General features: G+C 72.7%; 12 protein-coding genes, 2 tRNA genes and 1 riboswitch. Of the genes, 9 read left to right on the top strand and 5 right to left on the bottom strand.

The window, feature by feature from the left end:
* Nucleotides 1-300 (bottom strand): hypothetical protein (locus tag AB0924_RS37910; RefSeq protein WP_366913932.1); only part of this gene is annotated, 300 nt, incomplete at its 3' end.
* Between the two features lie 153 nt (nt 301-453).
* Between AB0924_RS37910 and AB0924_RS37905 the strand changes: the two genes are divergently transcribed.
* The 4 genes from AB0924_RS37905 to AB0924_RS37890 all read left to right on the top strand — a co-directional run bounded on the left by AB0924_RS37905 (nt 454) and on the right by AB0924_RS37890 (nt 3,572).
* Entirely contained in the window at nt 454-1,980 is a 1,527-nt protein-coding gene (locus tag AB0924_RS37905; protein ID WP_358940010.1) for an amino acid permease, read from the top strand.
* Nucleotides 1,981-2,069: 89 nt separating this feature from the next.
* Nucleotides 2,070-2,142: transfer RNA gene (locus tag AB0924_RS37900), tRNA-Lys, on the top strand.
* Between the two features lie 108 nt (nt 2,143-2,250).
* Entirely contained in the window at nt 2,251-2,796 is a 546-nt protein-coding gene (locus tag AB0924_RS37895) for an NUDIX domain-containing protein (RefSeq protein ID WP_358940012.1), read from the top strand.
* Nucleotides 2,793-3,572: an SDR family oxidoreductase gene (locus AB0924_RS37890; protein WP_358940014.1), complete on the top strand. Its 780-nt coding sequence runs from the start codon at nt 2,793-2,795 to the stop codon at nt 3,570-3,572. Before AB0924_RS37895 ends, AB0924_RS37890 begins: the two co-directional genes overlap by 4 nt.
* A gap of 32 nt (nt 3,573-3,604) precedes the next feature.
* Here the strand turns inward: AB0924_RS37890 and ribA are convergent, their stop codons facing one another.
* Both ribA and AB0924_RS37880 read right to left on the bottom strand, forming a co-directional pair.
* Complete coding sequence (gene ribA / locus AB0924_RS37885; protein WP_358940015.1) at nt 3,605-4,249, bottom strand: GTP cyclohydrolase II; 645 nt, start codon at nt 4,247-4,249, stop codon at nt 3,605-3,607.
* A gap of 149 nt (nt 4,250-4,398) precedes the next feature.
* The gene (locus AB0924_RS37880; RefSeq protein ID WP_358940016.1) at nt 4,399-4,938 is read right to left on the bottom strand and encodes a MarR family transcriptional regulator; all 540 of its coding nucleotides are present in this window, start codon (nt 4,936-4,938) and stop codon (nt 4,399-4,401) included.
* Between the two features lie 69 nt (nt 4,939-5,007).
* Between AB0924_RS37880 and AB0924_RS37875 the strand changes: the two genes are divergently transcribed.
* From AB0924_RS37875 to AB0924_RS37855, 5 genes are all read left to right on the top strand, one after another.
* The gene (locus AB0924_RS37875) at nt 5,008-6,141 is read left to right on the top strand and encodes a dihydrofolate reductase family protein (RefSeq protein WP_366913931.1); all 1,134 of its coding nucleotides are present in this window, start codon (nt 5,008-5,010) and stop codon (nt 6,139-6,141) included.
* A 65-nt stretch (nt 6,142-6,206) separates the two neighbouring features.
* Nucleotides 6,207-6,280: transfer RNA gene (locus AB0924_RS37870), tRNA-Met, on the top strand.
* Between the two features lie 201 nt (nt 6,281-6,481).
* Nucleotides 6,482-7,732 (top strand): PP2C family protein-serine/threonine phosphatase, encoded by a 1,251-nt coding sequence (locus AB0924_RS37865; RefSeq protein ID WP_358940018.1) that lies wholly within the window; start codon nt 6,482-6,484, stop codon nt 7,730-7,732.
* Between the two features lie 162 nt (nt 7,733-7,894).
* A riboswitch (cyclic di-AMP (ydaO/yuaA leader) is annotated at nt 7,895-8,063 on the top strand.
* Between the two features lie 7 nt (nt 8,064-8,070).
* Nucleotides 8,071-9,117: a M23 family metallopeptidase gene (locus AB0924_RS37860; RefSeq protein WP_366913930.1), complete on the top strand. Its 1,047-nt coding sequence runs from the start codon at nt 8,071-8,073 to the stop codon at nt 9,115-9,117.
* Between the two features lie 143 nt (nt 9,118-9,260).
* Nucleotides 9,261-10,208 carry an aldo/keto reductase gene (locus AB0924_RS37855; RefSeq protein WP_358940020.1) on the top strand — a complete coding sequence of 316 codons (948 nt, stop codon included), beginning with the start codon at nt 9,261-9,263 and terminating at the stop codon, nt 10,206-10,208.
* 23 nt (nt 10,209-10,231) lie between these two features.
* Here AB0924_RS37855 and AB0924_RS37850 read toward each other — a convergent pair whose 3' ends face one another.
* Together AB0924_RS37850 and trmB are read right to left on the bottom strand one after the other, a co-directional pair.
* Nucleotides 10,232-11,698, bottom strand: a complete 1,467-nt coding sequence (locus tag AB0924_RS37850; protein WP_366913929.1) for a PrsW family glutamic-type intramembrane protease — start codon at nt 11,696-11,698, stop codon at nt 10,232-10,234.
* A gap of 75 nt (nt 11,699-11,773) precedes the next feature.
* Nucleotides 11,774-12,619 (bottom strand): tRNA (guanosine(46)-N7)-methyltransferase TrmB, encoded by an 846-nt coding sequence (gene trmB / locus AB0924_RS37845; RefSeq protein WP_366913927.1) that lies wholly within the window; start codon nt 12,617-12,619, stop codon nt 11,774-11,776.
* Between the last annotated feature and the right edge of the window lie 11 nt (nt 12,620-12,630).

The following is a 12,630-nucleotide window of genomic DNA, read 5'->3' as shown; positions in this document are numbered from 1 at the left end:
AGCGGCGCCCTGTTCGGCAGCTGCTCGGTGGGCGGCCAGATCGTCCCCGACCAGTCGATCTTCACCACCATCTCGATGGGGACATTCTCCGGGGCCCGCGGCCGTTTCGGCGCGCCCGACGGTCACACGGCGGCCGGTGACCGTCGGCTCCGCTTCGGCGGTGATGGCCCGGTCCGCGGGCGGGGTTTCCCAGGGGGCCGAGACGACGCCGAAGGAGATCAGGGCCGCGTGGCAGATCCGGCGCGGTTCGAAGCGGTCCGCGATCGAGCCCGCGGCCGGCATCAGGCCGGCGAGCACCACGGTGTGGGCGTCCACCGTCCGCGGCAGCGCGGGCATCCGCGTGCGCGGCCGGAAACCCGCCTCGACTTCGTGAACCCGGCTTGGTCCGGGCGGAATTCACGGCGACACCCATGTGACGCATGTCACGGCACGTGGGAGGGAATCGCTGGGGGCATGACAGAAGACGCGATAGTGACGAGTGGCACGGACGGGCCGTCGGACGAGGAACGGCTTGCCCAGCTCGGCTACACCCAGGTCCTCGCCCGCCGTATGTCGGCGTTCTCGAACTACGCCGTGTCCTTCACGATCATCTCGGTCCTGTCCGGCTGCCTGACCCTGTACCTGTTCGGCATGGTCACCGGCGGTCCCGCGGTGATCACCTGGGGCTGGGTGGCGGTCGGTCTGATGACCCTGTTCGTGGGGCTGTCGATGGCCGAGATCTGTTCGGCGTACCCGACGTCGGCGGGCCTGTACTTCTGGGCCCACCGCCTGGCACCGCCCCGTTCGGCGGCGGCCTGGGCGTGGTTCACCGGCTGGTTCAACGTGCTGGGCCAGGTGGCGGTGACCGCCGGCATCGACTTCGGCGCGGCGTCGTTCCTCGGCGCCTGGCTGAACCTCCAGTTCGGCTTCGAGGTGACCCCGGGCCGTACCGTCCTGCTCTTCGCGGCGATCCTGCTCCTGCACGGGCTGCTGAACACCTTCGGCGTCCGGATCGTCGCCTTCCTGAACGGCGTCAGCGTGTGGTGGCACGTGCTGGGCGTGGCGGTGATCGTCGGCGCGCTGGCCCTCGTCCCGGACCACCACCAGTCGGCGTCCTTCGTGTTCACGAAGTTCGTCAACGAGACGGGCTGGGGCAGCGGCTTCTACGTCGTCCTGCTGGGCCTGCTCATGGCCCAGTACACCTTCACGGGCTACGACGCCTCCGCCCATATGACGGAGGAGACCCACGACGCCTCGACGGCGGGCCCCAAGGGCATCGTCCGCTCCATCTGGACCTCGTGGATCGCGGGCCTCGTCCTGCTCCTCGGCTTCACCTTCGCCATCCAGTCGTACGACAAGGAGCTGGCGTCCCCGACCGGCGCGCCCCCCGCCCAGATCCTCCTGGACGCGCTCGGCGCCACGGCCGGCAAGCTTTTGCTCCTGGTCGTGATCGGGGCTCAGCTCTTCTGCGGGATGGCCTCGGTGACCGCCAACAGCCGCATGATCTACGCCTTCTCCCGTGACGGCGCGCTGCCCTTCTCGCGGGTCTGGCACACGGTCAGCCCCCGCACCCGCACCCCCGTGGCGGCGGTCTGGCTGGCCGCGCTCGGTGCCCTGGCCCTCGGCCTGCCCTACCTCATCAACTCCACGGCCTACGCGGCGGTGACCTCGATCGCGGTGATCGGCCTCTACATCGCCTACGTCGTCCCGACCTTCCTCCGTGTCCGCAAGGGTGACGCCTTCGAACGGGGGCCGTGGCACCTGGGCCGCTGGTCGGTCCCGGTCGGCCTGGTCTCCGTCACCTGGGTGGCCGTCATCACGGTCCTGTTCATGCTCCCCCAGGTCTCCCCGGTCACCTGGAAGACCTTCAACTACGCCCCGGTCGCGGTCCTCGTCGTCCTGGGTTTCGCCGCGACCTGGTGGCTGGCCTCGGCCCGCCACTGGTTCCTGCGGCCGGCCCGAGTCCCCGCCCCGGAGCCGGCCGAACCGGTCGAGAACTAGTCACCTCCCCCGCCCGACGCGGCCGGGTCGGCAATACCCGATCGGAGACGCGGCCGCGTCCGGCTATGCTCGGACAGGCAACATCGCCTGGGCCCTTAGCTCAATTGGCAGAGCAGTGGACTTTTAATCCATTGGTTGTGGGTTCGAGTCCCACAGGGCCTACGCAGTGACGCCCCCGGCTCAACGACACACCGAGCCGGGGGCGAGCCGTTTCCCGGGGTTCTCCGCGACCGCGGGCCGGTGCCCGGCGGCCCGCCGGAGGGACATGCCGTGACCCAGCCGCAGACCGACGGCCGGCCCGGGGCCCTGCCCCCCGCCCTCGCGTCCATGACCCTGCTGGCCGCCGCCGTCATCGTCCACGACCGGACCGCCGGCCGGGTCGTCCTCCTCCGGCGTGGCGAGAACGCCAAGTTCGGCCGGGGCCTGTGGGACCTCCCGGTGGGCAAGAGCGAACCGGGCGAGCCGGTCACCGCCACCGCCGTGCGCGAGCTGTACGAGGAGACCGGCCTGACCGTGCGGCCCGAGGCGCTGAAGGTCGCGCACCTCATCCACGGAGCCCGGGGCGTCGAGGCGCCGGGCGGCTACCTCACCGTCGTCTTCGCCGCCCACGAGTGGACAGGAGAGCCCGGGAACCGGGAACCGGCCAAGCACGCCGAGGTCCGCTGGACCCGCGTCGACGAGCTGCCCGAGAACTGCGTGCCCGGCACCCGCCACGCGCTCTCCGGGTACCTCGGCGGCGCTACCCGGGTGTCGCTCGACGGGTGGGGCGGTCCCGGGGACTTCGCCCAGGGGGCAGCCCTTAGGGTGCGGGGATGAGTTCGCGGGCGTATCTGTCGGAGCTGTTCTCACTGGACGGCCTGGTCGCCGTGGTGACCGGGGGCAGTTCCGGCATCGGGCGGGCCGTCGCCGGTGCCCTGGCGCGGGCCGGGGCGAGCGTGGTGGTGGTGGCGCGCGGGGAGGCGGAACTCGCCGCCACGGTGGAGGAGCTGGCCTCCGACGGCTGCCGGGCGGCCCGGGTGAGCGCCGATCTGGGCACCCGCGACGGGGTGCGCGCGGCGGCCGAGGAGGTGGCCGGGGTGTTCGGGGAGCCCGACATCCTCGTCAACTGCGCCGGGATCAATCTGCGGCCCCCGATGGGCGAGCTGGGCGAGGACGTCTGGGACGCCACCATGGCGGTGAACCTGGAGGCGCCCTATCTGCTGGGACAGCGGTTCGGACCCGGCATGGCCGAACGCGGCTTCGGGCGGATCATCCACGTCACCTCCCAGCAGGCGCACCGGGCGTTCGTGCAGAGCGGTGCCTACGGCGTGTCCAAGGGCGCGCTGGAGTCGCTGGCCCGGTCACAGGCCGAGGCGTGGTCGCCGTACGGGGTCACCTGCAACACCCTGGTGCCGGGGTTCGTGATGACGCCGCTCAACGCGCGTCTGTCGTCCGACCCGGAGCGGGTGGCGGCGCTCGCCGCCCGCACGATGGTGGGGCGCAACGGCCTGGCCGAGGACTTCGCGGGCGCCGCGGTGTTCCTGGCGAGCCGCGCCTCCGCCTATGTCACCGGCCAGTCGGTCTTCGTCGACGGCGGCCTCTCCGTTCACTAGCCCGGCCCCGCGCGGCGAAGTGCGGGCCCCGCTCAGCCCGCGCTCAGTTCCGGCAGGGCGTCCAACTCGACCAGCGGCAGCGTGTGCTGGGTCTGCAGGACCTTGGCGCGCAGGTAACGGACGTTGTGGGCCGTGGTGAAGACACCGGTCGGCACCCGGTCCCGGACGAGGACGCCGAGCGAGCGCAACTGCTGTGCCTTGTCGGGGTTGTTGGAGAGCAGGTCGAGTTCCCCGATGCCGAGCGCGCCCAGCATCTGGGCGGCGGCCGTGTAGTCGCGGGCGTCCTCCGGGAGGCCGAGCGCGGCGTTGGCCTCGTAGGTGTCGAGGCCCTGGTCCTGGAGGGCGTAGGCGTCGAGCTTGTTGTACAGGCCGATGCCGCGCCCCTCCTGGCGGAGATAGAGCAGCACGCCCCCGCGCTCGGCGATGCGTTCGACCGCCTCGCGGAGCTGCGGCCCGCAGTCGCAGCGGGCCGAGCCGAAGACGTCCCCGGTCAGGCACTCGGAGTGCAGTCGCACCAGCGGGACCGCCCCGGGCTCGCCGAGGACGACGGCGACGTGCTCCTGGCCGTCGCCGAGGCCGTGGAAGGTGACGAGTTCGGCGTCGACGCGGTAGCCGTCGTCGAAGTGCAGCGGCACCCGGACGCGGGCGCGCGGGGTGGCGGCGGGGGTGTCGGACATGCGGGCCTCCGGGTTCCGTCCCTTGGCACCTGCTTCAGATTTGAAGCAGTGGCTAGGTCCGGGACCCTATCGCATGCTTAAAAGTTAAAGCAACGCATTTCGCAGGGGCGCCGCGCGGCGCCCGCGCCCGGGCCGGGCGCGGGCCGCGCTCAGGAGCGCGGCGGCTCGGGCGGCTGCCCCGAACAGGGCGACGACCGCCGCCGCCACGGCACGTCCTCCGCCGCGGCCCCCGTCTCCTCCCCCTCCAGCACCCGGGCCACCCCGGCACAGATCTCTTCCAGCTGCCCCACCTGCTCGGGCGTGAGCCGGTCGAACAAGGTGGTGCGGACCGTCTCGACGTGTCCGGGTGCCGTACGCTCCAGCACGGCCATCCCCTCCTGCGTCAGCACCGCGAGACTGCTGCGCCGGTCCCAGCGGCAGTCCTCCCGGCGCACCAGCCCGTCCCGCTCCAGCCTGGTCACCGCGTAGGTCAGCCTGCTGCGGGTGATCTTCAGGGTCTCGGCGAGGTCGGTCATGCGCAGTCGCCGCTCGGGCGCCTCGGAGAGGTTGGCCAGCACGGAGTAGAACAGGTGGGGCATGCCGGCCTCCTGCTGGAGCTGCCGGTCGATGGCGTCCTCCAGCAGCCGGGAGGCGGCGATGTAGGCGCGCCAGGCGCGCTGCTCCTCGGGAGTGAGCCAGCGGGTCGTCATGTCGCCAGTGTAAGTTTGTTTCAAACTTGAACCAAGACTCCGCCGGGGTCTTCGCGAGGGAGCGCGCCGATGCCGTACCCGTACGTCCTGCTGTCCGCCGCCGTCTCCCTCGACGGCTACCTGGACGACACCGGCCCCGACCGGCTGCTGCTCTCCGGCCCGGCCGACTTCGACCGCGTCGACGAGGTGAGGGCCTCGGTGGACGCCATCCTGATCGGCGCCGGCACCATCCGCGCCGACAACCCCCGGCTCCTCGTCAACTCGCCCGGGCGGCGCGCCGCCCGGGTGGCCGAGGGCCGGCCCGCGTACCCCCTGAAGATCGCCGTCACCGCCTCCGGCGACCTCGACCCGGCCGCGCACTTCTGGCACACCGGCGGCGAGAAGCTCGTGTACACCACGGACCGGGGCGCCGGGCGGGCCGCCCGCGTCCTCGGCGCGACCGCCGACGTGGTGACCCTCGGCCCCGAGCTCGACTGGCGCGCCCTGCTGGAGCACCTGCACGACGTGCGCGGAGTGCGGCGCCTGATGGTCGAGGGCGGCGGAACCGTCCACACCCAGCTCCTCCAGCAGGGTCTCGCCGACGAACTCCAGCTCGTCCTCGCCCCGCTCTTCGTCGGTGACCCGGCCGCCCCGCGCCTGTTCGGCCCGGGGGCGTACCAGGGCGGCCGGCTCCGGCTCACCGAGTCCCGCCGCATCGAGGACGTCGTCCTCATGCGCTACGAACCCACCGCCCCCGGCACCGGCCCCGCGCCGGCCGCCGCCGACCGGCGCTGGCTGGCCACCGCCTGCGAGCTGGCCGCCCTGTGCCCGCCCTCCCGCACCGCGTTCAGCGTCGGCGCGGTCGTGGTGGCCGCCGACGGCACCGAGCTGGCCCGCGGCCACTCGCGCGAGGGCGGCGACCCCGTGGTGCACGCCGAGGAGGCGGCCCTGGCGAAGCTGGACCCGGCCGACCCCCGGCTGCCCGGTGCCACCGTCTACAGCAGCCTGGAGCCCTGCTCGCGCCGCGCCTCCCGCCCCGCACCCTGTGCCGAGCTGATCATGCGCGCGGGCGTGCGCCGGGTGGTCACGGCCTGGCGGGAGCCGGACACCTTCGTCCCCGGCGCCGACGGCAGCGGGGTGCTGGCGGCCGCCGGTGTGGACGTCATCCTGCTCCCCGAGTACGAGGGCCCCGCCAAGGCGCCGAACGCCCATCTGCTGCCCTGAGCGGCACCGCGCGGAAACGTGTGTGCCGAGCACTCCGCGGATGGCGTATGCTTGAGACACAACGACGCGGGGTGGAGCAGCTCGGTAGCTCGCTGGGCTCATAACCCAGAGGTCGCAGGTTCAAATCCTGTCCCCGCTACTGAAGACTCAGGGCCGGAATCCAGTACATGGATTCCGGCCCTGAGTGTTTCCCGCCCGGCTCCCGCCGGATACCGAGGGAGCCGCGCCCACAAGGCGAGTGGCGTACGTCACAGCAGGTCATCCGCTCGGGCCACAGCAGTCGCCCGCCTCCCGCGCCCCCGCCACGCTGGTCGTACGTCGAGGACACGGGAGACCAGCAGTGCGCCCTGGTGAGGTGGAGGAGAGCCCGTACCCCAGGGCGGGCGACAGGTTCCCCGGCGGACCCGTCCCGGACCCGGGCCCCGGCCCCGTGCCCCTGCCGCCGGAACGGGGCCGCCGCCGCGTCGCGCGCACCCTGCCCCACGCCCTCTCCCTCCTGCTCATCGCGGGCGGGCTGCTGTACGACCTGCTCACCCCGCGCGACTTCACCGCCGTGCCCTTCTTCACCGCCGCTCCGCTGGTCGCCGCGCCCCTGGCCTCGCTGCGCACCACGCTCCTCACCGGGCTGGCCGCCCTGGCCGCCACCTATGTGGTGCACGCCCACTTCGGCCCGGGCCTGGACGTCAACACCGTCACCCAGATCGTCACCGTGGCCACGGTCGCCCTGCTGGCCGTCGTCATCAACCGGGTCGTACGCCTCGGCGACCGGCGGCTCGCCTCCGTCCGGGAGATCGCCGAGGCCGCCCAGCGGGCCGTGCTGCCCGAGCCCGCTCCCCGCATCGCCGGCCTCGACATCGCGGCCCGGTACGAGGCGGCGCAGGAGGGCGCGTTCATCGGCGGCGACCTGTACGCGGTGCAGGACGGCCCGCACGGCGTACGGCTGGTCGTCGGGGACGTGCGCGGCAAGGGGATGGGCGCGGTCGCCGCCGTCGCCGTGGTGATCGGGGCGTTCCGGGAGGCCGCCGAGCACGAGGCCACGCTGGAGGCGGTCGCCGGGCGGCTGGAGCGGGCGCTGGCCCGCGAGGGCACCCGGCGCGGGGTCGACGCACTGGAGGGCTTCACCACCGTCGTCCTCGCCGAACTGCCCCACGGGGAAGGGGTGGTGCGGGTCGTCAACCGCGGTCATCCGCCGCCCCTGCTGCTGCACGCCGACGGCACGCTGCGCGCCCTGACCGCTGACGACCCCGCGCTGCCGCTCGGCATGGGCGACCTCGGCCGGTGGCCCGACCGCGCGGCCGAGTACCGCTTCCCGGCCGGTTCCACCCTGCTGCTGTACACCGACGGCCTCACCGAGGCCCGTGACGCCCACGGCCGGTTCTACGATCCGGTGCGCCGGCTCGCCGGGCGCCGCTTCCCCGACCCGCCCACTCTGCTCATCCGGCTCGCCGCGGAGGTCAGGCGGCACTCCGGGGGCGGCATGGCGGACGACATGGCGCTGCTGGCCGTACGCCGGCCCGGGGCGGATGTGACCAACAGTGATCGGACGGCAGCCCTCCGCTTCACTGCTGAGTCACCATCAAAAACTCCGTGACTCCTGAATGCGGGTCAACTCGCCCCTTTTTCACGGCCGTGCGGCGTACGTCCACCCTCGGGAACATTAATGATCAAGCCGAACGGCTTGGAATCTCACAGGTGGGTCTATTAACGTTCGATAACGCAGCGCGGTCGTCCCAGCCGTCACAAGAGGCGGCTCCGTGCGCACGCGCCGAATCCCGCAAGGGAACCGGGGAACCACCACCTTGGGGTGAATCACGCGGATGCCACCGTGAACCGATCGGGTTCTCGGTACGTATACGCGCGTAGGAGACCTTCCTGCTCCGAACCCGTCAGCTAACCCGGTAGGCGGAGGAAGGAAAGGAGTACGCCCGCGTGGCGTCCAACCGGCCTGCCCCCGAAGCCCCCTACGTGCCCAGCCAGCGTGACACCGAAACATTCGGCTACGGCGGCTACAGCGCCGAAGAGGGTCCCTGGGAGGAATGGAACCCCACCGAGGAGTCCATCCGTCCCGTACGCGGCCGGCACCGCGTCGCCAAGCAGCGCGGCGGGCTCGCCCGCAGCTCCACCGTCCTCGGCGTCGGCGTCATAGCGGCAGTCGGCGCGGGCGGCATGGCCAGTGCCCACACCGGCAAGCCGCCGGTGTCCATCTCGATGCCCGACCTGCCCTCCGTCGGCTCCCTGTTCGACGACGACCACTCCGAGGCGTCCAAGGCCACCACGGCCTCACTCAGCTCGGTCGGCACCACCGCCGCCGACAGTGAGCAGGACGCCTCCGACGCGGGGGAGACCCTGCGCAACCGGATCATGACGCAGGCCGAGCAGCAGCAGAGCAAGGCCGACTCCACGGCCACCGCGGCAGCGGCCGCCGCCGCCGGGCAGAAGGCCGCCGACGCGGCCGCCAAGGCGCAGAAGGAGGCCAAGGCCGAGGCCGAGGCCAAGGCCGCCGAGGCCAAGAAGGAGGCCGAGGCCGCCGCCGCGAAGAAGGCCGAGGCGGAGCGGCTGGCCGAGCTGGCCAAGCAGTACACGCTGCCGACGTCCTCGTACACGATCACCTCGACCTTCGGCCAGGCCGGTTCGATGTGGTCCTCCGGCTACCACACCGGCCTCGACTTCGCCGCGCCCACCGGCACGCTGATCAAGGCCATCCACAGCGGCACCGTCACCGAGGCGGGCTGGGCCGGCGCCTACGGCTACCGCACCGTCCTCACCCTCGACGACGGCACCGAGCTCTGGTTCTGCCACCAGTCCTCGATCAGCGTCTCCGCCGGCCAGAAGGTCAGCACCGGCGACGTCATCGGACGTGTCGGCGCCACCGGCAACGTCACCGGCCCGCACCTGCACCTGGAGGTCCACCCCGGCGGCGCGGCCACCGGCATCGACCCGATGGCGTGGCTGCACGGCAAGGGCCTCAACCCCTGAGCCCGGCCCGGGCCTCCTGACCCCGGCCCCCGGCATCTCGATCCGGCAGCCCTGACGCCCCGGCGTCAGGGCTGCGGCCGTGTTCACACACCGTTCGCACGGTCCCGGAATGGGCGGTACCGGGGTGATCGTTGTAACCGGACATGACTGCTTCTCTGCGCAAACTCGGCTCCTCCGACCTCGAGGTCTTCCCGCTCGCCCTCGGCGGCAACGTCTTCGGCTGGACCGCCGACGAGGAGACCTCCTTCGCCGTCCTCGACGCCTACACGGGGGCCGGCGGCAACTTCGTCGACACCGCCGACTCCTACTCGGCGTGGATCGAGGGCAACGAGGGCGGCGAGTCGGAGACGATCATCGGCAAGTGGCTCAAGGCCCGCGGCAACCGCTCCGACGTCGTCGTCGCGACCAAGGTCAGCCAGCACCCGGAGTACCAGGGCCTCACCGCGGCCAACATCAAGGCCGCCGCCGACGCCTCCCTGCGCCGCCTGGACACCGACTACATCGACCTCTACTACACGCACTTCGACAAGCCCGAGGTGCCGGTGGAGGAGATCGTCGGGGCCCTGGACGAGCTGGTGAAGGCGGGCAAGGTCCGGCAGATCGCCGCCTCCAACATCAGCCCCGAGCGGCTGCGGGCCTCCCTCGACTTCTCCGACCGCGAGGGCCTGGCCCGGTACGTGGCCCTCCAGCCCCACTACAACCTGGTCTCCCGCGACACCTACGAGGGTCCGCTGCAGGACCTCGCCGCCCGTGAGGGCCTCGCGGCGGTCCCGTACTTCGCCCTCGCCTCCGGCTTCCTGACCGGCAAGTACCGCCCCGGCACGACGGTCGACAGCGCCCGCGCCGGCTCGGCCGCCAAGCATCTGGACTCCGAGCGCGGTCAGCGGGTGCTCACGGCCCTGGACGAGATCGCCGGCGCCCACGACGCCCCCGTCGCCACGGTCGCCCTCGCCTGGCTGGCCGCCCAGCCGACGGTCACGGCCCCCATCGCCTCGGCCCGCACGGTGGAACAGCTCCCGGCGCTGCTGGGCGTGGCGGAGCTGCGGCTCACCCAGGACGAGGTGGACCGCCTGAACCAGGCCTCCGCCTGACCCCGGCCGGCGGCCAGTGCCGGCTAGGGCCGGTACGGGTGGCACCCGGGGTACCGGGCCGGCGGCCCGGGCGGGTTTCCGTACGGCGCCGCCTGGTTTCCGTACGGCGCCGCCTGGTTCCCGTACGGCACCGTCTGGTTGCCGTACGGCGCCGCCGGATACCCGTAGGGCACCGCCGGGTGCCCGTATGCCGCCGGGTGCCCGTACGCCCCCGGATGCCCGGCGGGCATGGCCGGATACCCGTACCGCCCCCAGTACGCCGAGGTCGCCGGCATCGGGGCCACGGTCCTGGCCGCGTGCTCCAGCGCCGGCCGGGCCACCTCCCGGCGCCGCCACAGCTCGGCGAGCAGCTCCTGCTCCCGCGCGGCGGAATCGGCGCCGGCCCGTCCCCGCCGCCCCCGGTGCCGCAGGAAGGCCAGCGAGGTGGCGTACGCCTCGTACTGCGCGACCGCCCGCGCGGCGGGCCGCCCGCCGAAGTGGCGGCGGGCGTGGTCCCGGGCGGCGCGGCGCGCCCGCATCGACCCGAGGACAAACGGCTCGGCCGGCCCGAGCCACCCCGCGAACACATACGCCGGCAGTTCCTCCCGCACGGTCCGCAGCTCCCGCTGCCGGGTCCAGACCGCCAGCCAGGTCAGCAGCCCGAACGCGGGCACCATGAAGGCGGCGTAGACGGCGAGGAACCCGAACTGGCCGAAGGTGGCGGAGCCGTTCCACAGGGCGTGCATGCTCATCGCCAGCAGCAGTCCGCCGAGCGGGACCAGCACGCGCCGGGCGGGCTGCCGTTCGGTCGAGAGCGCCGCGACGCCGAAGCCGATGCCGGTGAGCACGGTGAACAGGGGATGCGCGAACGGGGACATCACGACGCGCACGAAGAAGGTGGCGGCGGTGACGGAGGCGATGCCGTGGCCGCCGCTGAGCTGGTCGGTCCCGAATGCCGTTCCCAGGTAGAGGATGTTCTCGGTGAACGCGAAGCCGGTGGCGGTGACCCCGGCTATCACCACGCCGTCGACGATCCCGGTGAAGTCCCGTCTGCGGAAGAGGAAGACCAGCAGCACGGCCGCGGCCTTCGCCGACTCCTCCACGACCGGCGCTATCAGGGTGGCGCCCAGGGTGTCGGCACCGGCGGGATCGGCGGTCGAGGTGGCTATCCACTTCGTCGCGAAACTGTTGGCGACGATGGCTATCAGCGCCGCCGCGCAGGCGCCCCAGGCGAACGCGAAGACCAGGTTCCGCGAGGGGCCGGGCTCGACCCGGTCCAGCCAGCGGAAGGCGGCGAGGAGCCAGGGCACGGGCAGCACGGCGAGCCCGAGACCGACCAGGAAGCCCGTGGTGCCGGTCTGCCGGCGCACCAGCGCCAGGATGACCAGGCCGGACAGCGCCAGCAGCGTGATCAGCGCCCCGTAGCGCACCCACCGGCGCTGCCACCAGTGCGGGTGCGTTCCGCTTCCGGGGCCGGGGGAGTAGCTCGGGTACGGAGGACTGATGGCCACGGCATCGACCCTAACGGTGACCGGGGAACGGGCTGGTGCTGGTGCTGGTGCTGGTGCTGGTCGGAAGGACAGGGCCTAGCGATCCCGGTGCGGTACGCGGCGGAAGAGCAGATCGTTCACCACGTGTCCCTTTTCCAGCCCCTGTCCCTCGAAACGGGTCAGCGGCCGGAACTGCGGACGCGGCGCGAAACCGCCGTCCGCCCGGGTGTTCTCGAAGTCCGGGTGCGCGGTGAGCACCTCGAGCATCTGCTCGGCGTACGGCTCCCAGTCGGTCGCGCAGTGCACGACCGCACCCGGCCTGAGCCGGCTCGCGGCCAGCGTCAGGAACTCGGGCTGGATCAGCCGCCGCTTGTGGTGCCGCTTCTTGGGCCAGGGGTCGGGGAAGTACACGCGCAGCCCGTCGAGCGAGTCGGGCGCGAGCATCTCCCGGAGCAGGATGATGGCGTCGCCGTTGGCCACCCGGACGTTGGACAGCCCGCTCTGGTCGGCGAGATTGAGCAGGTTGCCCTGGCCAGGGGTGTGCACGTCGACCGCGAGGATGTTGGTGCCGGGATCCCCGGCAGCCATCCGCGCGGTGGCCTCACCCATCCCGAACCCGATCTCCAGCACGACGGGACCGTTGCCGCCGAACAGCTCGCCGAGGTCGATGACGCACTGCCCGTCGATGTCCAGGCCCCACTTCGGCCACAGCCGCTGCAGCGCGTCGGCCTGCCCCGCCGTGACCCGGCTGCGCCGCGGCTGGAAACTCCGGATCCGCCGCTCGAAGTGCGATCCGGCCGGGTCGGCCCTCGGCCCGTCGGGGAACCGCGGCTCCCCCTTGGCCCGGCTGTGCCGCACGGACACACCGGGGACGTGCGAGGGCCGCGGCGCGGCGGCGGTCGCGGGCCGGGGGGCTTCGGGGAGGTTCAGCGAGTCAGACACAGTGACACCGA

The organism is Streptomyces sp. NPDC047869 (genome assembly GCF_040704065.1).
GTDB lineage: Bacteria > Actinomycetota > Actinomycetes > Streptomycetales > Streptomycetaceae > Streptomyces.
This window is presented reverse-complemented; position numbering and strand designations above follow the sequence as displayed.

Coding starts and splice junctions, on each gene's coding strand:
- AB0924_RS37905 (WP_358940010.1), top strand. CDS start 454: ATGACAGAAGACGCGATAGTGACGAGTGGCACGGACGGGCCGTCGGAC.
- AB0924_RS37875 (WP_366913931.1), top strand. CDS start 5,008: ATGCCGTACCCGTACGTCCTGCTGTCCGCCGCCGTCTCCCTCGACGGC.
- AB0924_RS37890 (WP_358940014.1), top strand. CDS start 2,793: ATGAGTTCGCGGGCGTATCTGTCGGAGCTGTTCTCACTGGACGGCCTG.
- AB0924_RS37880 (WP_358940016.1), bottom strand. CDS start 4,938: ATGACGACCCGCTGGCTCACTCCCGAGGAGCAGCGCGCCTGGCGCGCC.
- ribA (WP_358940015.1), bottom strand. CDS start 4,249: ATGTCCGACACCCCCGCCGCCACCCCGCGCGCCCGCGTCCGGGTGCCG.
- AB0924_RS37855 (WP_358940020.1), top strand. CDS start 9,261: ATGACTGCTTCTCTGCGCAAACTCGGCTCCTCCGACCTCGAGGTCTTC.